This is a genomic window from Cellulomonas sp. P2_F12 (assembly GCF_056403775.1).
In genome coordinates this window covers 379,909-400,678 of record NZ_JBFUEV010000001.1, presented here as the reverse complement: position 1 = coordinate 400,678, position 20,770 = coordinate 379,909, and the positions used below count along the sequence as shown (strand labels likewise).

Genomic DNA, 20,770 nt, shown 5'->3' with positions numbered 1-20,770 from the left:
CATGACCAAGAACAAGGCCGGCGGCTGGATCGCCGGAACAGCCTTCGCCTGCGTCCTCCTGCTCGCGGCGGCGTGGTTCGTCCTCGTCTCGCCCACGCTGGCCACGGCCGCGGAGACGCGCGAGGCCGCCCAGGCCCAGCTGGACCAGAACGAGATCGCCAAGATCAAGCTGGGCAAGCTGAAGGAGCAGTTCGAGAACATCGACGCGCTGCGCGCCGAGCTCGCCGCGCTCCAGCTCCAGGTCCCGTCGACGCAGGACATGTCGACCTACAAGCGCCAGGTCGACGCGGTCGCCGTGGCGCACGCGGTCACCGTGGTCTCCTTCGGTGTGGCCCCGGCCGTCGCGATCGAGGCTCCGGCGGCCCCCGCGCCCGTGGTGGACCCCGCGGCGGCTCCGGCCGAGGGTGCTGCCACCGACACCGAGGCCGTCACGCCGCCCCCGCCGGCCCCGTCGATGTTCGCGGTGCCCGTGACCATGGACGTGGTCGGCACCTACGACAACGTCCTGGCCTTCCTGCAGGACCTCCAGAACGCGACGCCGCGGCTCCTGCTCGTCGAGCAGATCTCCGGGTCCGCCCAGGCTCCCGCCGAGGCGGGTAACGGCAAGCCGCAGATCAACGAGGGGGACCTCGAGGTGCTCGTGACCGGGTCCGTCTACGTCCTGCCCCCCGAGGCGGCCGACGTGCCGGTGCCCGACCCGGCGGCCACCCCCGCGGCGCCCGCGCCGCTGCCGCCGGCCAACGGTCGCAACCCGCTCCTGCCGCTGCCGTAGTCGACGCGGCACCACGAAGGGGCTCTCCCGCTCAGGCGGGGGAGCCCCTTCGTTCGTCCAGCGGACGCGGTACGGACCCGCGCCGCGCCCATGGAAGGATCGCCCCATGCTGCGTTGGTTGACCTCCGGTGAGTCCCACGGCCCCGCGCTCGTCGGCATCCTCGAGGGGCTGCCGGCCGACGTCGAGGTGCAGAGCTCGGACATCCAGGACGCGCTCGCCCGGCGGCGGCTCGGCTACGGCCGCGGCGCCCGCATGAAGTTCGAGCAGGACGAGGTCCGCATCCTCGGCGGGGTGCGGCACGGTCGGACCCAGGGCGGGCCCGTCGCCATCGAGATCGGCAACACCGAGTGGCCCAAGTGGGTCGACGTGATGTCGTCCGACCCGGTCGAGGACACCGACGTGCTGCTCCGGGCCCGCAACGCCCCGCTCACGCGACCGCGACCCGGGCACGCCGACCTCGTGGGCATGCGCAAGTATGGGTTCGACGACGCCCGGCCGGTCCTCGAGCGGGCCAGCGCGCGGGAGACCGCCACCCGGGTCGCGCTCGGCACCGTGGCTGCCCGGTTCCTCGAGCAGGCTGCCGGGGTCCGGTTGGTCTCTCACGTCGTGAGCATCGGCCCGGTGTCCTCGCCCGACGACGCCGCGCTGCCGACGCCCGACGACACGGCCGCGCTGGACGCCGACCCTGTGCGCTGCTTCGACGCGGCGGCGTCGGCGGCGATGGTCGCCGAGATCGACGAGTGCCACAAGGACGGCGACACGCTCGGCGGGGTCGTCGAGGTGCTCGCCTACGGGCTGCCGTCGGGCCTCGGCTCGTACGTGCACTCCGACCGGCGGCTCGACGGCCTGCTGGCGGCCGCGCTCATGGGGATCCAGGCGATCAAGGGGGTCGAGGTCGGCGACGGCTTCCGCACGGCCGCGCGTCGGGGGTCGCAGGCGCACGACGAGATCGAGCGCGACGCCTCCGGACGGATCGTGCGCCGCACCAACCGGGCCGGCGGCCTGGAGGGCGGGATGACCAACGGCGAGATCCTGCGGGTCCGCGCGGCCATGAAGCCGATCTCGACGGTCCCGCGCGCGCTCGACACCGTCGACACCGCCACCGGCGAGCCCGCCAAGGCGCAGCACCAGCGCTCCGACGTCTGCGCGGTCCCGCCGGCCGCCGTCGTCGCCGAGGCCATGGTCGCGCTCGTGCTCGCGGACGCGCTGCTGGCGAAGACCGGCGGCGACTCGGTCGCGGAGGTGCGCCGCAACCTCGAGGCGTACGTGACGTCGATCCCGGACCTGCTGGCCTGATGCCCGAGTTCCTCTCGGCAGGTCCGGCCATCGTCCTCGTCGGTCCGCCTGGCTCCGGCAAGTCCACGGTCGCCGCCGCGCTGGGCGAGCGCTGGCACCTGGCCGTCCGCGACACCGACCACGACGTCGAGGGCACCGCGGGCAAGGCGATCGCCGAGATCTTCGTCGAGGACGGCGAGCCCGTGTTCCGGGCGCTCGAGCGCGACGCGGTCCGGCTGGCCCTCGCGCAGCACGACGGTGTCCTCGCGCTCGGTGGGGGAGCTGTCCTGGACCCCGCCACGCAGGAGGCCCTCGTCGGCTACGTCGCCGGCGGAGGGGTGGTCGTCTTCCTCGACGTCACGCTCGCCCATGCCGCACCCCGGGTCGGGTTCAACCAGTCGCGCCCGCTGCTGCTGGGCAACCCGCGGGCGCAGTGGCAGGCCCTCATGGAGGCCCGTCGCCCGGTCTACGAGGCGTTGTCCACCGTCCGCGTCCTCACGGACGGGTTGCGGCCCGCCGACGTCGCGGAGCTGATCGAGCAAGAGCTCGCGGTCCTGCGCCGCGGCGAAGGGAGCCCGTCATGACCGACTCCAGGACCGTCCACGTGCCCGGCGAGCGTCCGTACGACGTGGTGATCGGGCGGCACCTGCTGGGTGCGCTGCCGGAGCTGGTGGGCCCCGGGGTCCGGCGGGTGCTCGTCGTGCACCCGGCCGCTCTGGCCACGACTGCCGACGCCGTCCGCGAGGACCTGCGCGCGCACGGGTACGAGGCCTTCATCGCCGAGGTGCCCGACGCCGAGGAGGCGAAGACCGCGCAGGTCGCCGCGTTCCTGTGGCAGGTGCTCGGCCAGGCCGACTTCACACGGACCGACGCCGTCGTCGCGGTCGGCGGGGGAGCGACCACCGACCTCGGCGGGTTCGTCGCCGCGACCTGGCTGCGCGGCATCCGCGTCGTGCACGTGCCGACCACGCTGCTGGCCATGGTCGACGCGGCCGTCGGCGGCAAGACCGGCATCAACACGGCCGAGGGTAAGAACCTCGTCGGCGCCTTCCACGCACCGGCCGGCGTGCTGTGCGACCTCGCCGCGCTGGAGTCGATGTCGAAGCACGACTTCGTCGCCGGCCTGGCCGAGGTGGTCAAGTGCGGCTTCATCGCCGACCCGCGCATCCTCGAGCTCGTCGAGGCGAACACGGAGGTGCTCACCGACCCGGTCGCGGCGGCCTCGTCGCCCGTGCTGCTCGAGCTGGTCGAGCGCGCCGTCGCCGTGAAGGCGCGCGTGGTGGGGGAGGACCTGCGTGAGGGGGGCCTGCGGGAGATCCTCAACTACGGGCACACCTTCGCCCACGCCATCGAGCACGTCGAGAGGTTCCAGTGGCGGCACGGCGCCGCGGTGTCGGTGGGCATGGTCTACGTGGCCGAGCTCGCCCGCCTCGCCGGCCGGCTCCCCGACGAGGTCGTCGACCGGCACCGCTCGATCCTCACGTCGCTCGGGCTGCCCGTGACGTACCGCGGGGACCGGTGGGACCGGCTGCTCGCGGCCATGCGCCGCGACAAGAAGACGCGCGGGGACCTGCTCCGGTTCGTCGTGCTCGAGGACATCGGCAAGCCGGTGCGGCTCGAGGGCCCGGACCCGACGCTCCTGGCCGCGGCGTACGCCGAGCTGAGCGAGGGCGCACCGGCCCCGTCGCGTGCGATCTCCCTCTGACCAGCGGACCCGTCGCCTAGGCTCTCCGGCATGACGCGCGTGCTGGTGCTCAACGGTCCCAACCTCGGTCGCCTGGGGGCCCGCGAGCCCGAGGTGTACGGCTCCGCGACGCACGCGGACCTGGTCGCCGCCGTCAGCGGGTGGGCCACCGAGCTCGGCCTGGACGTCGAGGTCCGGCAGACGGACGACGAGTCCGTGCTGGTCGGCTGGATCCACGAGGCCGTCGACACCCGCGCGCACGTCGCCCTCAACCCGGCGGCGTTCACCCACTACTCCTACGCGCTGCGCGATGCCGCGTCGCAGGTGACCCACGCCGGGCTCGTGCTGGTCGAGGTGCACCTGTCCAACCCGTACGCGCGCGAGGCGTTCCGCCACCTCTCCGTGATCGGCCCGGTGGCCACGGGCACGGTCGCGGGCTTCGGCGTCCAGGGCTACCGCCTGGCGCTCGAGGCGATCGCCGCCCGCGCCTGACGGTCGGGCACGGAACCTCAACTTCGGGCGCCCGTCGACCGAAGCAACTAGGCGGAGCCACACCACCGCGAGGAGCTGACGTCCGTGCCGCCGACGGTCGACCTGCCGATGCCCGGGCGTGACGCGCTCGCCCCCCGGATCGGCCGCGAGCTCGCGGAGCTCGGGCGCGCGCGCCCCCGCCTGGCGGGTGCCGGACGGTGGGTCTGGCGGCGGCCGTGGACGGCCCTCCCGCTCGCGTTCGTCGTCTTCGGCGTGCAGGGGGCGGCCAACCCGGACAGCGACGTCTTCCTGTTCCTCGCGGCGGGCCGCCGCATGACGGGGCCCGGGGCGCTGGACGTCTTCGCCGATCCGGGGCTCCAGCTGGGACCGCTCGGGATCCTGCTCGCCGGCGTGGTCGCACGCGTCGCCGACCTGGTGGGTGTCTCCGCGCCCTTCCTGCTCGGCGCCGTCCAGGCGGTCCTCGTCCTCGTCCTCGCGCAGGTGGTCGCCGGTCGTGCGGCGAGGCGCGGGGGCGCCTCGCCAGCCGTTGCGCGGTGGGTCGTCACCGCTGTCCTGCTCGGTGCGGGGTCCTTGGCAGAGGCGACACTGATGGGTCACGCCGAGGAGATCGCGCTCGGCCTGGCGCTCGCGCTCGCTGCGCTCGACTGTGCGGACGGTCGACGGTGGTCCGGCGGGGTCGTGCTGGGACTGGCGATGGGGACCAAGCTCTGGGCGGTGCTCGGGCTGCCGCTGGTCCTGCTGTGTCGCCGGCGCACCACCGCGCTCACGAACGCCGTCGCGGCCGGGGTCATCGCGATCGGCCTGTACGGACCGTTCCTCCTGTGGGGGGACGTCCGCACCTTCGACTTCCGGTGGGCCGTCAGCGGGCCGTCCACGGTCTCGCTGCTCGTCGACACGGCCGCTCCGCTCGGCTGGGGCTTCCGGGTGGCTCAGGCCGCGGCCGTGGTCGTGGTCGCGTCGGTGCTGGCCCGCCGACCGAGCGCCGACCCGTTGGCCGTCGTCGTCGCGATCCTCGCCGTGCGCCTGCTGCTGGATCCCGTGCGCTTCCCCTACTACTGCGCGCCGCTGCAGGTCGTCGTGCTCCTGTGGACGTGGACGTCGGCTGCCGCCTCGGTCCGCCGCTGGCGGGTCCCCGCGGTCGCGGCGACACCGCTGGTGACCCTCGCCCCGTACGTCGTGCCGTATGGCATCCAGGCGGTCGCGGGGACGGTCGCGCTCCTCGCCGTGCTGGTCGTCGTGCTGCGGACGCCGAGCCCGGCCGCGGTCGACGCCGCTCCCTGAGCGCGGAGGTACCGCGACCGCACGGTACGATGGTCGGCGGTCTGCGGCCGTCGATGCCGCGCACACCCCATGGGAGCGCCCCCCGGCGGACCGCGCAGAATCTCTCTCGACAGGAAGCGACGATCGTGGCGACCACCAACGACCTCAAGAACGGCACCGTGCTCAAGATCGACGGACAGCTGTGGACCGTGATCGAGTTCCAGCACGTCAAGCCCGGCAAGGGTGGCGCCTTCGTCCGCACCAAGCTGAAGAACGTCCTGTCCGGCAAGGTCGTCGACCGGACGTTCAACGCCGGTCTGAAGGTCGAGACGGCCAACGTCGACAAGCGCGACATGCAGTACCTGTACAAGGACGGCACGGACTTCGTGTTCATGGACACGGACAACTACGACCAGATCCACATCTCGGAGACCACCGTCGGCGACGTCGCCCACTTCCTCCTGGAGAACCAGAACGCGATGGTCGCGACGAACGAGGGCGTCCCGCTCTACGTCGAGCTGCCGCCGTCGGTGGTCCTCGAGGTCACGTACACCGAGCCGGGCCTGCAGGGCGACCGCTCGTCGGCGGGGACCAAGCCCGCGACCCTCGAGACCGGCTACGAGATCCAGGTGCCGCTGTTCCTCGAGTCCAACACGAAGGTCAAGGTGGACACCCGCGACGGTAGCTACCTGGGCCGTGTGAACGACTGAGGTGGGTGCCCGCACCAAGGCCCGCAAGCGGGCCCTCGACGTCCTGTTCGAGGCCGACCAGCGCGGCATCGACCCCGTGACGCTGCTCGCGGACCGCATCGCGGAGCCCGGCGCCGAGACGTCGCTCCCGCAGTACTCGGTCGACCTGGTCGAGGGCGTCATCGCGCGCCAGGACCGCATCGACGAGCTGCTGGCGACTCACGCGCACGGCTGGACGATCGACCGCATGCCGGCCGTCGACCGGGCGCTGCTGCGCATCGGCACGTGGGAGGTCCTCTACAACGACGACGTGCCCGACGCGGTCGCGGTCGACGAGGCCGTGGAGCTGGCGCGTTCGCTGTCCACGGACGAGTCCCCGCAGTTCGTCAACGGCCTGCTCGGCCGCATCGTGGACCTCAAGCCGACGCTGCTCGCCTGACCCGACCGACTGCGAAGCCCGCACGCCTTCGGGGGTGCGGGCTTCGTCGTTCCCGGAGCGGGAGCAGCAGGAGTGCCGTCAGATGCGGCGAGGCATCGCCAGGCGACCCTCGTCGCGGCCCGAGATCGGCGTCGGCACCGAGCGCAGCGAGCGCCCGGCCTCAGCGACCACGGCCGTCGCGCCGGTGCTCGGCCGCGGGCCGCGCACCGGGAGGTTCGGCGCCGCGCGCCCGAGGAAGTTCCCCTGCACCCGGGTCACGCCCATCTCGGCGAGCGCGGTGAGCTGCGTGGGCGTCTCGACACCCTCGGCGACCACCGACAGGCCGTGGGTGTGTGCCAGGGCGACGATGGCCCGGACGACCCCGCGGCCGCGCTCGGTGCCCATGTCGCGCACGAACGAGCGGTCGATCTTCAGCTCGTCGACGGGCAGGCGGGCGATGCGAGCCAGCGAGCTGTAGCCGGTGCCGAAGTCGTCCACGGCGATCCGAGCGCCACGGGCCCGCAGCTCGGACAGGACGGGGACGGCCGACGACGTGCGGACCAGGGCGCTCTCGGTGATCTCGAGGGTCAGGTGCTCCCAGAACGCGTCCCCCCAGGCGGTCTCGATCTGCTCGAGCGCGTCCGGCTCGGCCAGCTGACGGGCGGCGACGTTGACGGACACGGGCACCTGGAACCGCTCGAGCGCGCGCCGGGCCTGGCTCATCACCTCGAGGCCGATGGGCACGATCAGGCCCGACTCCTCGGCCAGCTCGAGCCAGTCGGCGGGCAGGATGAGGTGACCGTGGTGGTCCCAGCGGGCGAGCGCCTCGACCTGGACGATCTCGAGGGTCTCGGCGTCGACGATCGGCTGGAAGTACGCGGTGAAGTGGCCGGCCGTGACGGCGGCCTCGAGCGCCGCGCGCTGGTGCCGTTCGGCCTCGACGCGGCGGCGCAGGGCCCGGTCGAACACGCGGAAGCCGGACCGGGAGCGCTTCGCCTCGAGCATGGCGGTGTCGGCGTGCCGGACGAGGGCGTCGGCGTCGACGACGTCGCCGGGCACCCACGTCGCCACGCCGACGGTGAGGCGGGCGGGGCGGCTGCCGCCGGTGCGGTCGATGAACCCCTCGCGCATGGCCCGGGCGATCGCGACGAGGTCGACGTCCTGCGGCGCGCGGGCCAGCACGATGACGAACTCGTCCCCGCCGACGCGGCCGACGAACGACTCGCGCTCCGGGAGGGCGGAGCGCAGGTAGTCGGCGACCCGGACCAGCAGGGCGTCGCCGTGCGCGTGGCCGTAGGAGTCGTTGACGCGCTTGAACCCGTCGAGGTCGCAGTAGACCAGGGACACCCGGGTGCGCTCGACGTTGGCCCGGTCGAGCACGGCGAGCAGGTGCTCCTCGACGGCGCGCCGGTTGGGCAGGCGGGTCAGGGGGTCGGCGAACGCGGTCGTGTGCAGGCGCTCGCTCAGCTGGTAGCGCTCGGCGGCGGCAGACACGATCTGCGCGAGGTCGATGAGGAACGTGCGGGCCTGCGGCGTGTGCTCGATCTTGTCGGAGGAGAAGAGCTCGGTGACGAAGCGGTCGCGGGCGATGGGCCGCAGCGAGCCCTCGAGGCTCGGGTCCCGCAGGATCGTGCGGGCCTCGTCGCGGGCCGTCACCAGCAGGCCGTCGGCGTCCTTGACGAACCACGCGGCGTTGGCCAGCCGGGCCAGCGCGTCGCGCATCTGGTTCTGCCGTGCGGCTGCGTCCTGCGCGTCCCGCAGACGGTTGAGCGCCAGCACCTCGATGCCGACGGCGAGCGGGATCGCCCACAGCGCGGCGCACATCGCGCCCACCGCGCTGTCCAGCAGGAGGACGCCGGCGGTGAAGATGGCGAGCGACTCGGCGCCGGCGACCACCAGCAACGAGCCGAACGCCGTGAGCTGGGTGCGTCCGACCGCGACGACCACGTAGGAGACCACCACGGCGGTCGGCACCAGCAGGAGCCCGGCCCGGACGACGGAGGCGTCGGCGACGAGCCGGTCGAGCGGCACCCACCACAGCACGGCGCGGGCCAGGAACAGGGCGCAGGCGGCCCACATCCAGTACCGGACCTTGGGTCCGCCGGCGATCGCGCGGGTGGCCGGGATCGCGATGACCAGGAAGCCGGCGATGAGCTGCGCGTGCACGTACACGAGCGCGTCGCGGACGCTGCCGGGCGTGGTCAGGGCGAACAGGCCGCCGGCCAGCAGCACCAGCGCCATGTCGACGGACCACGCCAGCGACCACGCGGCGCTCGCCGGGCGCACCTCGCCCCGCCACCACACCCACTGGAGGACGCAGAAGCCACCCACCAGACCTGCAGCGAGCAGCTGCAGCACGGTGACCCAGGTAGGAACGGTTCCGAGCACGAATGGGACATCGTCATCCCGGTGCCCGGGGATGACGTGGCATCCGGGTGACGGGAGATGCTCGCCGATGGCCGCTGCGGGCTCCGCGTGCTGGCACCATGGCGGCGTGACTTCGCCCTCCACCGCCGTGCGGCTCCCGCGCCGGACCGTCGTCGGCTACGCACTCGGGTCGGTCGGGACCGGCGGCTTCGGCACGCTCCCCGGCCTGGTGCTGGCCTACTACCTGACGGACACCCTCGGCGTCGCGGCCGGCCTCGCCGGCCTCGTCGTGACCGTCCCCAAGCTCTGGGACGTGGTGATCGACCCGTTCATCGGTGCGGCGTCGGACCGGTCGGCCGCCCGGCACGGCAGCCGGCGTCGGTTCCTTCTCACGGGGGCGTTGACCATGCCCCTGCTCTTCGCGGCCGTGTTCGTCACGCCCCGCGCGCTGGAGGGGTCGTCGGCCGCCGCGTGGGTGGTGGTCGCGTTCGTGGCGGCGGCGACCTCGTTCAGCGTGTTCCAGGTGCCGTACATCGCGCTGCCGGCGGAGATCGCCCCGGACTACCAGTCGCGGACCCGGCTGCTGGCGCCGCGCATCGCGGTCCTGGCGGTCGCGATCCTCGCGTTCGGCGCGGGTGGCCCGCTGGTCCGGGACGCCGTCGGGGGCGGACGCGCCGGCTACGCGGTGATGGGGCTGGTGGGCGGCGTGGTGATCGGGCTCGGCATGCTCGCCGCGTGGTGGGGCGCGCCCCGCCGTGCCGCGGTCGCGGTCGCGGCCGAGGAGCCCGTCGGACCCCGCGTGGAGCGTCGGGGCGACGCGCTCCGCCTGGGCCTCGCCGCGTTGCGCGAGAGCCCCGCGTTCCGCCGGCTGCTGTCCACGTTCCTGCTGCAGGCCCTGGCGACGGGCGCGATGCTCGCCGGCGCGCAGTACGTCGCGACGTACACGCTGGGCTCCGAGGGGGCGGTGACGTACCTCTTCGTGGCGCTCGTCGCGCCCGCGCTGCTCGTCATGCCCGTCGCGACGAGGCTCTCCCGGCGGGTGGGCAAGCGGAGGGCGCTCGTGGGCGCGTCCCTGCTGTTCGCGGTCGCGGCCCTGTCGCTGCTGCCCATGCGCTGGGCCCCGGGCGGCTGGGTCTACGTCTCGGTCGCCCTCGCCGGCGTCGCGTACGCGGGGATGCAGCTGTACCCCCTGGCCATGCTGCCCGACGTCGTGGCGGTGGACGCCCGCGATCGCGGCGAGGACCGGGCCGGCGTGCTCGGGGGCGTGTGGACGGCGGGGGAGACCGCCGGCCTCGCGGTCGGCCCGACGCTCGTGCTCGGCATGCTCGCCGCGACCGGCTTCGTCTCGCGGACCGGCGACCAGCTGGCCGCCCAGCCGAGCACCGCGCTGACGGGCATCGCCGTCGCGTTCTCGGTGCTGCCCGCGGCCCTCGTCGTGCTGAGCCTGCTGCCCTTGTCCCGCTACCCCCTGTCGGAGGCCGTCGTCGACGCCGGCCCCGTCGCCTCGATCGAGGAGAAGCACCGATGAGCACCGACGCCCGTCCCGCCGCCGAGGTTCTTGCGGACCTGAGGGGCCTGCGCGCGCAGGACCCGCCGACGCACGGCGGACGCGTGCTGTCGTACGTCTACGACCCGGGCCGTGCCGACCTCGACGAGGTCGCCGCGGAGGCGGTCCGGCTGTTCCTGCCGGTCAACGGCCTGGACCCGACGACGTTCACGTCCGTCGCGGCACTCGAGAGCCGGCTGGTCGCGTTCGCGCGCGACGTGCTGCACGGCGACGCGGACACGGTCGGATCGATCACGTCGGGCGGCACCGAGTCCTGCATGCTCGCGGTGAAGTCGGCCCGGGACCTGTGGCGCGCGGCGGACCCGGAGCGGGCGCACGCGCGGCCGACCCTGGTGCTCCCGACGACCGCCCACCCGGCGTTCCACAAGGCCGCTCACTACCTCGACCTCGACGTGGTGCCGGTCCCGGTGGACCCCGCGACGGGGACCCCGACCGCGGCGGACGTCCTCGCGCGGGTCGACGAGCGCACCGCGCTGGTCGTCGTCAGCGCACCGAGCTACCCGTTCGGCGCCATCGACCCGGTGGTCGAGGTGGCTGCCGGGGCCGCCGAGCGGGGCGTCGCGTGCCACGTGGACGCCTGCGTCGGCGGCTGGGTGCTGCCCTGGTGGGGCGGCATCACGGAGCCGTGGGACCTCGCGGTGCCGGGTGTCACGTCGATCTCCGCGGACCTGCACAAGTTCGGCTACGCGCCGAAGGGCGCCTCGGTCGTGCTCTACCGCGCCCGCGACCGGCACCGCGCCCAGTACTTCGCGACGACGGCCTGGCCGGGCTACCCCGTGGTGAACCCGACGATGCTCGGCTCGCGCGGTGCCGGCTCGATGGCCGCCGCGTGGGCGGTGCTCGAGGTGCTCGGCACGGACGGGCTCGCCGAGCTCGTCGCGGCGACGCGTCGCGCGACCGACCGCCTGCTGGCCGCCGCGGGCGACATCCGAGGGCTGCGGGTCGTCGGGTCACCCACCGGTCCGCTCATCGCGCTGGCGACCGACGAGTCCGTGCCTGAGACCGAGCGCGTGGACCCGTTCACGTTCATCGACGAGGTCCGGCGGCGCGGCTGGCTGCTCCAGGCGCAGCCCGCGATGGCCCAGCCCGACGGCGCGCCCCTGCCCCGCACGGCGCACCTCACGGTCACGGCCGTGACGGACGTCGTCGTCGAGGACCTGGTCCGGGTGCTCGTCGCCGCGGCGGACGCCGTGCGCGGGCTGCCCGCCGCGGTCCCGGACCCGTCGCTGGCCGGCCGGGTGCTCACCGAGGGGCTCCCCGACGAGCTCGCCGGCGTGATGGCGACCCTCGAGGCGCTGCCGGGCGAGATCGTCCACCCGCTGCTCATCCAGGTGCTGGCGGCGGCGATCGACCCGTCCCGGCAGTGACGGACGCCGCGTCGGGGGCACCGCTCCCGCGCGGTAGGGTGAGCGCTCGAGAGACATTCCTTTAAGGCCCGTCCAGTGAGGCGGGGAAGGAGTTTGCTTGATGAGCACGCCCACGCCCACGCCCGCCACGGACACAGTCGACGACGACGCCAACGTGGTCCTCGGCGCCCCGGAGATCAGCCGGGCCCTCACGCGCATCGCGCACGAGATCCTCGAACGCAACAAGGGCGGCGCCGACGTCGTCCTGCTGGGCATCCCCACCCGCGGGCTCCCGCTCGCCCGCCGCCTGGCGGACCGCCTCGTCGCGGTCGAGCCCGGCCTGGACCGCGACCACCTCGTCGGCAGCCTCGACGTGACGATGTACCGCGACGACCTCGCGCAGCACCCCACCCGGACCATCGGCGCCACGGACGTCCCCGGCGGCGGGCTGGACGGCAAGGTCGTGGTGCTGGTGGACGACGTCCTCTACTCGGGCCGCACCATCCGCGCCGCTCTCGACGCGATCAACGACCTCGGCCGGCCTCGCGCGGTGCAGCTCGCCGCGCTGGTCGACCGCGGGCACCGCGAGCTGCCCATCCGCGCCGACTACGTCGGCAAGAACCTGCCCACCTCCACCAGCGAGCGCGTGCGCGTGCTGCTCGAGGAGATCGACGGGCGCGACGCCGTCCTCATCGAGGGAGGGGTGCGATGAAGCACCTGCTGTCCACCGCCGACCTCGACGTGGTTGACGCCGTCCGGATCCTCGACACGTCCGGCTCGATGGCCGCGACGCAGGCCCGGGAGATCAAGAAGCTGCCGACGCTGCGGGGACGCACCGTGGTCAACCTCTTCTTCGAGGACTCCACCCGCACCCGCATCTCGTTCGAGACCGCCGCCAAGCGGCTGTCGGCGGACGTCATCAACTTCTCGGCCAAGGGCTCCAGCGTGTCCAAGGGCGAGTCGCTCAAGGACACGGCCCTCACGCTGCAGGCGATGGGCGCCGACGCGGTCGTCATCCGGCACCACGCCTCGGGCGCCCCGCACACGCTGGCGACGAGCGGCTGGACGCACGGCGCGGTCATCAACGCCGGCGACGGGATGCACCAGCACCCGACGCAGGCGCTGCTCGACGCGTTCACGCTGCGCCGGCACCTGGTCGGCCCCGGGGACGTCACCGGGCGCGACCTGGCCGGCCTGCGGGTGGCGATCGTCGGGGACGTGCTGCACAGCCGCGTCGCGCGGTCCAACGTGCAGCTGCTGCACACGCTCGGCGCCGAGGTGGTGCTGGTCGCGCCGCCGACCCTGCTGCCCGTCGGGGTGGGCGCCTGGCCCGCCCGTGTGTCGTACCACCTGGACGAGGTGATCGCCGACGAGAAGCCTGACGCGATCATGATGCTGCGCGTCCAGCGGGAGCGGATGTCGAGCGCGGGCGGCGGGTTCTTCCCCAGCCCGCTGGAGTACACCCGCCGCTACGGCCTGGACGCCCGGCGCCTGGCCATGCTGCCGGAGCACGCGATCGTGCTGCACCCGGGCCCGATGAACCGCGGCCTGGAGATCTCCGCCGACGCGGCGGACTCCGCGCGCGCCGTGATCGTCGAGCAGGTGGCCAACGGCGTGGCGGTCCGCATGGCCGTCCTGTACCTGCTGCTCGCGGGCGGCGACGCCCCCGCTCGAGCGGCGTCGAGCACGACCGACGAGACGAAGGTGGATGCGTGACCAGGAACTACCTGCTGCGGGACGTGAGCCCGCTGGGCGACGGCACGACCGACGTGCTGCTCGCCGACGGCATCATCGCGGCGATCGGGCCCGACGCCGAGGCGAAGGCCGACAACCCGGTGGTCATCGACGGCAGCGGGCTGATCCTGCTGCCCGGCCTGGTCGACCTGCACACCCACCTGCGCGAGCCCGGCCGCGAGGACGCTGAGACGGTCCGCTCCGGCACGCGCGCCGCGGCGATGGGCGGCTTCACGGCCGTGCACGCGATGGCGAACACGACGCCGACGCAGGACACGGCGGGCGTCGTCGAGCAGGTCTGGCGGCTCGGTCGCGACGCCGGCTGGGCGGACGTGCGTCCGGTCGGGGCCGTCACGGTGGGGCTCGAGGGCGAGCGGCTGGCCGAGCTGGGTGCCATGGCCGAGTCGGCCGCGCAGGTCCGGGTGTTCTCGGACGACGGCAAGTGCGTGCACGACCCGGTCGTGATGCGGCGGGCGCTCGAGTACGTCAAGGCCTTCGACGGGGTCATCGCGCAGCACGCCCAGGAGCCGCGGCTCACCGAGGGCGCCCAGATGCACGAGGGCGTCGTGTCCGCGGAGCTGGGCCTGGCCGGCTGGCCCGCGGTCGCCGAGGAGGCGATCATCGCCCGCGACGTGCTGCTGGCCGAGCACGTCGGCTCGCGGCTGCACGTCTGCCACCTGTCCACGGCGGGTTCGGTGGAGATCATCCGCTGGGCCAAGTCCCGCGGCATCGACGTCACCGCCGAGGTGACGCCGCACCACCTGATGCTCACCGACGAGCTGGCCCGCGGGTACGACCCGGTGTTCAAGGTCAACCCGCCGCTGCGGACCCAGCGCGACGTCGAGGCGGTCCGCGAGGGTCTGGCCGACGGCACGATCGACATCGTCGCCACCGACCACGCGCCGCACACGCGCGAGGACAAGGACTGCGAGTGGGGCGCCGCCGCGTTCGGCATGACCGGGCTGGAGACGGCGCTCTCGGTGGTCCAGGAGACGATGGTCGACACCGGCCGGATGACGTGGGCGGACGTCGCCCGCGTGCTGTCCACCGCGCCGGCCCGCATCGGGCGCGTGAGCGACCACGGCCGGCCGATCGCGGTGGGGGAGCCCGCCAACCTCACGCTGGTCGACCCGGGCATCCGCCGGGTCGTCGTGCCGGAGGAGCAGGCCACGCACAGCGTCAACTCGCCGTTCCGCGGCAAGGAGCTGTCGGGCTGCGTCATCGCCACGTGGCTGCGCGGCCGCGCGACGGTCATGGACGGCTCGGCGTGCGACGAGAGCGTGGTGGTCTCCTCGTGAGCCGCCAGGCGGTCTCGGTCGTCGTCCTGGTCGGTGTCGTCCTTCTCGCCTACTGGGGCATGCGCGCGGGCTGGCAGGCGCGCACCCGGCGGACGGCCGCCCTGGTCCCCTCGCTGCCCGTGACGCCCGAGGGCCTAGGCGCGGAGCGGCTGGCGCCGATCGACGCCGTGTACGTGTCGACGACCCGTTCCGGCGACTGGCTCGACCGCGTCACCACCCAGGGCCTCGGCGTGCGCAGCCCCGCGCAGGTCAGCGTCTTCGACGCGGGCGTGCAGATCACGCGCCAGGGCTCGACCGACCTGTTCGTCCCCGCCGCGGCCGTCCGGTCCGCTGGGTCCGCCCCGGGGATGGCGGGCAAGGTCGTCGGGGGAGAGGGCCTCGTCGTCCTGACCTGGCAGGCCGACCCTGCCGATCCCCGCGGCCTCGACACCGGCCTCCGGCCGAAGCACGCCGCCGACCACCAGCGGCTCGTCGACGCACTCACGACGCTGACCACGGGCTCCGCGCCCGCGCAGGAGGAGAACTCATGACCGAGGCAGTACTCGTGCTCGAGGACGGCCGGACCTTCACCGGCCTCCCTTACGGCGCCGAAGGCTCCACGCTGGGCGAGATCGTCTTCAACACCGGCATGACCGGCTACCAGGAGACGCTGACCGACCCGTCGTACCACCGGCAGATCGTCGTGATGACGGCTCCGCACATCGGCAACACCGGCGTGAACGACGAGGACGACGAGTCGGCGCAGATCTGGGTGGCCGGCTACGTGGTGCGCGACCCCGCCCGGCGCGCGTCGAACTGGCGGTCGCGACGGACGCTCGACGACGACCTCGTCGCGCAGGGCATCGTCGGGATCAGCGCGATCGACACCCGCGCCCTGACCCGGCACCTGCGCGAGCGCGGGGTCATGCGCGCGGGCATCTTCTCGGGCGCGGCCCTGCTGGACGCCGACGGCGAGCGCCGGCGCGACGACGAGCTGCTCGACGACGTGCTGGCCGCGCCGCTGATGGCCGGCGCCGACCTGGCGGGCGAGGTGTCCACCGACGAGGCCTACGTGGTCGAGCCGGTGGGCGAGCACGTCGCCACGGTCGCCGCGGTGGACCTCGGCATCAAGGCGATGACCCCGCAGCGCATGGCCGAGCGGGGGATCCGCGTCCACGTGCTGCCCTCGAGCGCGACCATCGACGACGTCCTGGCGACCGAGCCCGACGGCGTGTTCTTCTCCAACGGACCGGGCGACCCGGCCGCCGCCACGCACGAGATCGACCTGCTGCGCGACGTGCTGGACCGCCGGATCCCGTTCTTCGGCATCTGCTACGGCAACCAGCTGCTGGGCCGCGCGCTCGGCTACGGCACCTACAAGCTGGGCTACGGCCACCGCGGCGTGAACCAGCCGGTGATGGACCGGGCGACCGGCAAGGTCGAGATCACGGCCCACAACCACGGCTTCGCGGTCGACGCCCCGCTCGACGGCGAGTCCGTCGCGCCGCACGACGGCGGCCGCTACGGCCGGGTCGTCGTGAGCCACGTCGACCTCAACGACGACGTCGTCGAGGGCCTGCAGGCGCTCGACCTGCCCGCGTTCTCGGTCCAGTACCACCCCGAGGCCGCGGCGGGCCCGCACGACGCCGCGTACCTCTTCGACCGCTTCGTCGATCTCATGACCTCAGAGAAGGGTGCCGCCTGATGCCCCGGCGCACAGACATCCACAGCGTCCTGGTCATCGGGTCCGGCCCGATCGTCATCGGCCAGGCCTGCGAGTTCGACTACTCCGGGACGCAGGCCTGCCGCGTGCTCAAGGAGGAGGGCCTGCGGGTCATCCTGGTCAACTCCAACCCGGCCACGATCATGACCGACCCGGAGTTCGCCGACGCCACGTACGTCGAGCCGATCACCACCGAGGTCCTCACCACGATCATCGCCAAGGAGCGCCCCGACGCGATCCTGCCGACGCTGGGCGGCCAGACCGCGCTCAACGCCGCGATCGCGCTGGACGAGGCGGGGGTGCTGGAGAAGTACGACGTCGAGCTGATCGGCGCCAACATCGCCTCGATCCAGAAGGGCGAGGACCGCGAGCAGTTCAAGGAGGTCGTGGAGGTCTGCGGCGCCGAGAGCGCCCGCTCCGCGATCGTGCACACCATCGACGACGCGCTGGCAGCCGTCGAGGACCTCGGCTACCCGGTCGTCGTCCGACCGTCGTTCACCATGGGCGGGCTGGGCTCGGGCATCGCCTACGACGAGGCCGACCTGCGCCGCATCGCCGGGCAGGGCCTGCACTACTCGCCGACCACCGAGGTGCTCCTGGAGGAGTCGATCCTCGGCTGGAAGGAGTACGAGCTCGAGCTCATGCGTGACAAGCACGACAACGTCGTGGTCGTCTGCTCGATCGAGAACGTCGACCCGGTCGGGGTGCACACGGGCGACTCGGTCACGGTCGCCCCGGCGCTGACCCTGACCGACCGCGAGTACCAGCGGCTGCGCGACATCGGCATCGCGGTCATCCGCGAGGTCGGCGTCGACACCGGCGGCTGCAACATCCAGTTCGCCATCGAGCCGTCGACGGGCCGCATCGTCGTCATCGAGATGAACCCGCGCGTGTCGCGCAGCTCGGCCCTCGCGTCGAAGGCGACCGGCTTCCCGATCGCGAAGATCGCCGCGAAGCTGGCCGTGGGCTACACGCTGGACGAGATCCCCAACGACATCACGGGCGGCTCCACGCCGGCGTCGTTCGAGCCCACGCTCGACTACGTCGTCGTCAAGGTCCCGCGCTTCGCGTTCGAGAAGTTCCCGGCCGCCGACGACACGCTGACCACCACCATGAAGTCGGTCGGCGAGGCCATGGCGCTCGGCCGCAACTTCTCCGAGGCGCTCGGCAAGGCGATGCGGTCCCTCGACAAGAAGGGCTCGGTGTTCCACTGGGCCGGCGACGCCCTCGCCGGTGACGCCCTCGAGGCCCTGGTCGCGACGATCTCCCGGCCCACCGAGCACCGCCTGGTCGACGTGCAGCAGGTGCTGCGCTCCGGCGTCAGCCTCGAGCGGGTCTACGAGCTCACGGGCATCGACCCGTGGTTCCTCGACCAGGTCCAGCTCATCAACGAGGTGGCCGAGCAGACCCGCACGGCCGACGCCCTGACCCGCGAGGTGCTCCTGCACGCGAAGCGGCACGGCCTGTCGGACGCGCAGGTGGCCAGCCTGCGCCGCACCTCGGAGGACGCCGTGCGGCGGGCCCGTCACGCGGTCGGCCTGCGCCCGGTCTTCAAGACGGTGGACACCTGCGCCGCCGAGTTCGCCGCGAGCACGCCGTACCACTACTCCACCTACGACGAGGAGACGGAGGTCGCCCCGCGCACCCGCCCGGCGATCCTCATCCTCGGCTCGGGCCCCAACCGCATCGGGCAGGGCATCGAGTTCGACTACTCGTGCGTGCACGCCGCGCTGGCCCTCAAGGGCGAGTTCGAGACGGTGATGATCAACTGCAACCCGGAGACGGTCTCGACGGACTACGACACCTCCGACCGGCTGTACTTCGAGCCCCTGACGTTCGAGGACGTCCTCGAGGTCTACCAGGCCGAGCTCGCCGCCGGCCCGGTCGAGGGCCTCATCGTCACGCTCGGCGGCCAGACGCCCCTCTCGCTCGCGCAGCGTCTCGCCGACGCCGGCCTGCCGATCCTCGGCACGTCGCCGGCCGCCATCGACGCCGCCGAGGACCGCGGGGAGTTCGGCAAGGTGCTCGAGGCCGCAGGCCTGCCGGCGCCGGCCTTCGGCACCGCGACGACGCAGGCCGGCGCGCGCGACACCGCCCGCCGGATCGGCTTCCCGGTCCTCGTCCGCCCGTCCTACGTGCTGGGCGGCCGCGGCATGGAGATCGTCTACGACGAGCACCAGCTGAACGAGTACGTCCAGCGCGCGCTCGACAACGCCGCCGACGGGGGCCGGGCGGGCACGCTGCCGCCGCTGCTCATCGACCGGTTCCTCGACGACGCCATCGAGATCGACGTCGACGCGCTCTTCGACGGCACGGAGCTGTTCCTCGGCGGCGTCATGGAGCACATCGAGGAGGCCGGGATCCACTCCGGCGACTCGGCCTGCACGCTGCCGCCGGTGACGCTGTCCACGTCCGAGCTTGAGCGCATCCGGCTGTCCACCGAGGCGATCGCGCGCGGGGTGGGGGTGCACGGGCTGCTCAACATCCAGTTCGCGCTGGTCTCCGACGTGCTCTACGTCCTCGAGGCCAACCCCCGCGCGTCGCGGACCGTCCCGTTCGTCTCCAAGGCGACCGGCGTCTCGCTGGCCAAGGCCGCGGCGCTGGTCATGGCGGGCCGCTCGATCGCCGACCTGCGCGCGATGGGGATCCTGCCGGTCGACGACGCGAGCGTGCTCGACCTCGGCTCGCCGATCGCCGTCAAGGAGGCCGTGCTGCCTTTCAAGCGGTTCCGCACCAAGGAGGGCGTGGTCGTCGACACCGTGCTCGGCCCGGAGATGCGCTCCACGGGCGAGGTCATGGGCTTCGACGTCGACTTCCCGACCGCCTTCGCCAAGTCCCAGGACGCGGCCTTCGGTGGCCTGCCGACGGGCGGCCGGGCGTTCATCTCGGTGGCGGACCGCGACAAGCGCTCGATCGTCTTCCCGGTCAAGCGGCTGGCGGAGCTCGGCTTCGAGATCCTGGCGACCGAGGGCACCGCGGCGGTCCTGCACCGCAGCGGCATCGCGTCGACGGTGGTCCGCAAGTACTCCTCGGGCCGCGGCGCGGCGGGGGAGCCGACGATCGTGGACCTCATCACCGAGGGCTCCGTCGACATGGTGGTGAACACGCCGTCGGGCCAGGGCGCTCGGGCGGACGGCTACGAGATCCGCGCGGCGACGACGGCGGCCGACAAGGCGATGGTCACCACGGTGCAGCAGCTGGGCGCGGCCGTGCAGGCCATCGAGGCGCGCCAGGCCGGCCCGTTCCGGGTCACCAGCCTGCAGGAGCACGACGCGGCGGCCCTCGTGCGCCGCGAGGAGCGTGCGGCGGCCCGGGCATGACGGAGCCGTTCGGGAGCCGCCTCGCGGCCGCGATGGACGCCCACGGGCCGCTCTGCGTGGGCATCGACCCGCACACGAGCCTCCTGGAGGCGTGGGGCCTGCCCGACGACGCCTCGGGCCTGCGCCGGTTCGCCCTGACCGTGCTCGACGCGGTCGGCGGACGCGTGGCAGCCGTCAAGCCGCAGGCCGCCTTCTTCGAGCGGCACGGTTCCGCGGGGGTCGCGGTGCTGGAGGAGGTGGTCGCGGCCGGCCGGGACACCGGCACGCTCGTGATCGTCGACGCCAAGCGTGGCGACATCGGCTCGACCATGGGTGCCTACGCCGACGCGTTCCTCCGGGACGGCTCGCCGCTCGCCGGGGACGCGCTCACGGTCTCGCCGTACCTCGGCTTCGGGTCGCTCGACCCGGCCGTCGACCTGGCGCTCGCCACCGGTCGGGGGCTGTTCGTGCTGTGCCTGACCTCCAACCCGGAGGGGCCCGAGGTGCAGCACGCCCGGACGCCCGCGGGCGCGAGCGTCGCGGGGACGATGGCCGCGCACGCGGCCACCCTGAACGCCGGGGTCACCCCGATGGGCTCGATCGGCCTCGTCGTCGGCGCGACCGTCGGGGACGCCGCGTCGCGGACCGGCACCGACCTCACGCGCGTCAACGGCCCGCTGCTCGCCCCGGGCGTGGGCGCGCAGGGCGCCGGTGCCCCCGAGCTCGCCGCCGTGTTCGGTCCCGCGAGGCACCAGGTGCTCGCCTCGTCGTCGCGCGCCGTCCTGGCGGCCGGACCCGACGTCGCGGCGTTGCGCGCCGCGGCGCGGGCGGGTGCCGACGAGGCCACCGCCGCGCTGCGGGACTGA

The 20,770-nt window shown here is 73.6% G+C and carries 18 protein-coding genes; 17 read left to right on the top strand and 1 reads right to left on the bottom strand.

The features are described 5' to 3' along the window. Position 1 precedes the first annotated feature (1 nt). From AC1DWH_RS01805 to nusB, 8 genes are all read left to right on the top strand, one after another. Positions 2–772: a hypothetical protein gene (locus tag AC1DWH_RS01805; protein ID WP_477092224.1), complete on the top strand. Its 771-nt coding sequence runs from the start codon at positions 2–4 to the stop codon at positions 770–772. A 106-nt stretch (positions 773–878) separates the two neighbouring features. Then, positions 879–2,069, top strand: coding sequence for a chorismate synthase (gene aroC / locus AC1DWH_RS01800; protein WP_477092223.1), 1,191 nt, complete (start codon positions 879–881; stop codon positions 2,067–2,069). Further along, positions 2,069–2,632 (top strand): shikimate kinase, encoded by a 564-nt coding sequence (locus AC1DWH_RS01795; RefSeq protein ID WP_477092222.1) that lies wholly within the window; start codon positions 2,069–2,071, stop codon positions 2,630–2,632. The genes aroC and AC1DWH_RS01795 overlap by 1 nt, the downstream gene beginning before the upstream one ends. Beyond that, complete coding sequence (gene aroB, locus AC1DWH_RS01790) at positions 2,629–3,753, top strand: 3-dehydroquinate synthase (RefSeq protein ID WP_477092221.1); 1,125 nt, start codon at positions 2,629–2,631, stop codon at positions 3,751–3,753. Before AC1DWH_RS01795 ends, aroB begins: the two co-directional genes overlap by 4 nt. Before the next feature lie 30 nt (positions 3,754–3,783). After that, positions 3,784–4,224 (top strand): type II 3-dehydroquinate dehydratase, encoded by a 441-nt coding sequence (aroQ, locus tag AC1DWH_RS01785; protein ID WP_477092220.1) that lies wholly within the window; start codon positions 3,784–3,786, stop codon positions 4,222–4,224. Positions 4,225–4,308: 84 nt separating this feature from the next. After that, positions 4,309–5,505 (top strand): glycosyltransferase 87 family protein, encoded by a 1,197-nt coding sequence (locus AC1DWH_RS01780; protein ID WP_477092219.1) that lies wholly within the window; start codon positions 4,309–4,311, stop codon positions 5,503–5,505. 125 nt (positions 5,506–5,630) lie between these two features. Then, a complete protein-coding gene (gene efp, locus AC1DWH_RS01775) occupies positions 5,631–6,194 on the top strand; it encodes an elongation factor P (RefSeq protein WP_456845827.1) in 564 nt (187 codons plus the stop codon). 1 nt (position 6,195) lies between these two features. Then, positions 6,196–6,612, top strand: coding sequence for a transcription antitermination factor NusB (nusB, locus tag AC1DWH_RS01770; protein ID WP_456845826.1), 417 nt, complete (start codon positions 6,196–6,198; stop codon positions 6,610–6,612). Between the two features lie 78 nt (positions 6,613–6,690). Here the strand turns inward: nusB and AC1DWH_RS01765 are convergent, their stop codons facing one another. Beyond that, positions 6,691–8,979 (bottom strand): putative bifunctional diguanylate cyclase/phosphodiesterase, encoded by a 2,289-nt coding sequence (locus AC1DWH_RS01765; protein WP_477092218.1) that lies wholly within the window; start codon positions 8,977–8,979, stop codon positions 6,691–6,693. A gap of 106 nt (positions 8,980–9,085) precedes the next feature. Between AC1DWH_RS01765 and AC1DWH_RS01760 the strand changes: the two genes are divergently transcribed. The 9 genes from AC1DWH_RS01760 to pyrF all read left to right on the top strand — a co-directional run bounded on the left by AC1DWH_RS01760 (position 9,086) and on the right by pyrF (position 20,770). Continuing rightward, positions 9,086–10,486 carry an MFS transporter gene (locus AC1DWH_RS01760; protein WP_477092217.1) on the top strand — a complete coding sequence of 467 codons (1,401 nt, stop codon included), beginning with the start codon at positions 9,086–9,088 and terminating at the stop codon, positions 10,484–10,486. After that, entirely contained in the window at positions 10,483–11,892 is a 1,410-nt protein-coding gene (locus AC1DWH_RS01755; RefSeq protein WP_477092216.1) for a pyridoxal phosphate-dependent decarboxylase family protein, read from the top strand. The genes AC1DWH_RS01760 and AC1DWH_RS01755 overlap by 4 nt, the downstream gene beginning before the upstream one ends. Positions 11,893–11,992: 100 nt before the next feature. Next, positions 11,993–12,583 (top strand): bifunctional pyr operon transcriptional regulator/uracil phosphoribosyltransferase PyrR, encoded by a 591-nt coding sequence (gene pyrR, locus AC1DWH_RS01750; protein ID WP_477092215.1) that lies wholly within the window; start codon positions 11,993–11,995, stop codon positions 12,581–12,583. Further along, complete coding sequence (locus AC1DWH_RS01745) at positions 12,580–13,587, top strand: aspartate carbamoyltransferase catalytic subunit (protein ID WP_477092214.1); 1,008 nt, start codon at positions 12,580–12,582, stop codon at positions 13,585–13,587. Before pyrR ends, AC1DWH_RS01745 begins: the two co-directional genes overlap by 4 nt. Next, positions 13,584–14,903, top strand: coding sequence for a dihydroorotase (locus tag AC1DWH_RS01740; RefSeq protein WP_477092213.1), 1,320 nt, complete (start codon positions 13,584–13,586; stop codon positions 14,901–14,903). Before AC1DWH_RS01745 ends, AC1DWH_RS01740 begins: the two co-directional genes overlap by 4 nt. After that, positions 14,900–15,433: a PH-like domain-containing protein gene (locus tag AC1DWH_RS01735; protein ID WP_477092212.1), complete on the top strand. Its 534-nt coding sequence runs from the start codon at positions 14,900–14,902 to the stop codon at positions 15,431–15,433. The genes AC1DWH_RS01740 and AC1DWH_RS01735 overlap by 4 nt, the downstream gene beginning before the upstream one ends. Next, positions 15,430–16,587 (top strand): glutamine-hydrolyzing carbamoyl-phosphate synthase small subunit, encoded by a 1,158-nt coding sequence (gene carA / locus AC1DWH_RS01730; protein ID WP_477092211.1) that lies wholly within the window; start codon positions 15,430–15,432, stop codon positions 16,585–16,587. Before AC1DWH_RS01735 ends, carA begins: the two co-directional genes overlap by 4 nt. Then, positions 16,587–19,925 (top strand): carbamoyl-phosphate synthase large subunit, encoded by a 3,339-nt coding sequence (gene carB / locus AC1DWH_RS01725; RefSeq protein WP_456846343.1) that lies wholly within the window; start codon positions 16,587–16,589, stop codon positions 19,923–19,925. The genes carA and carB overlap by 1 nt, the downstream gene beginning before the upstream one ends. After that, positions 19,922–20,770, top strand: coding sequence for an orotidine-5'-phosphate decarboxylase (gene pyrF, locus AC1DWH_RS01720; protein WP_477092210.1), 849 nt, complete (start codon positions 19,922–19,924; stop codon positions 20,768–20,770). The genes carB and pyrF overlap by 4 nt, the downstream gene beginning before the upstream one ends.

Coding starts and splice junctions, on each gene's coding strand:
- AC1DWH_RS01745 (WP_477092214.1), top strand. CDS start 12,580: ATGAAGCACCTGCTGTCCACCGCCGACCTCGACGTGGTTGACGCCGTC.
- pyrR (WP_477092215.1), top strand. CDS start 11,993: ATGAGCACGCCCACGCCCACGCCCGCCACGGACACAGTCGACGACGAC.
- AC1DWH_RS01805 (WP_477092224.1), top strand. CDS start 2: ATGACCAAGAACAAGGCCGGCGGCTGGATCGCCGGAACAGCCTTCGCC.
- aroB (WP_477092221.1), top strand. CDS start 2,629: ATGACCGACTCCAGGACCGTCCACGTGCCCGGCGAGCGTCCGTACGAC.
- carB (WP_456846343.1), top strand. CDS start 16,587: ATGCCCCGGCGCACAGACATCCACAGCGTCCTGGTCATCGGGTCCGGC.
- carA (WP_477092211.1), top strand. CDS start 15,430: ATGACCGAGGCAGTACTCGTGCTCGAGGACGGCCGGACCTTCACCGGC.
- AC1DWH_RS01755 (WP_477092216.1), top strand. CDS start 10,483: ATGAGCACCGACGCCCGTCCCGCCGCCGAGGTTCTTGCGGACCTGAGG.
- aroC (WP_477092223.1), top strand. CDS start 879: ATGCTGCGTTGGTTGACCTCCGGTGAGTCCCACGGCCCCGCGCTCGTC.
- pyrF (WP_477092210.1), top strand. CDS start 19,922: ATGACGGAGCCGTTCGGGAGCCGCCTCGCGGCCGCGATGGACGCCCAC.
- AC1DWH_RS01795 (WP_477092222.1), top strand. CDS start 2,069: ATGCCCGAGTTCCTCTCGGCAGGTCCGGCCATCGTCCTCGTCGGTCCG.
- aroQ (WP_477092220.1), top strand. CDS start 3,784: ATGACGCGCGTGCTGGTGCTCAACGGTCCCAACCTCGGTCGCCTGGGG.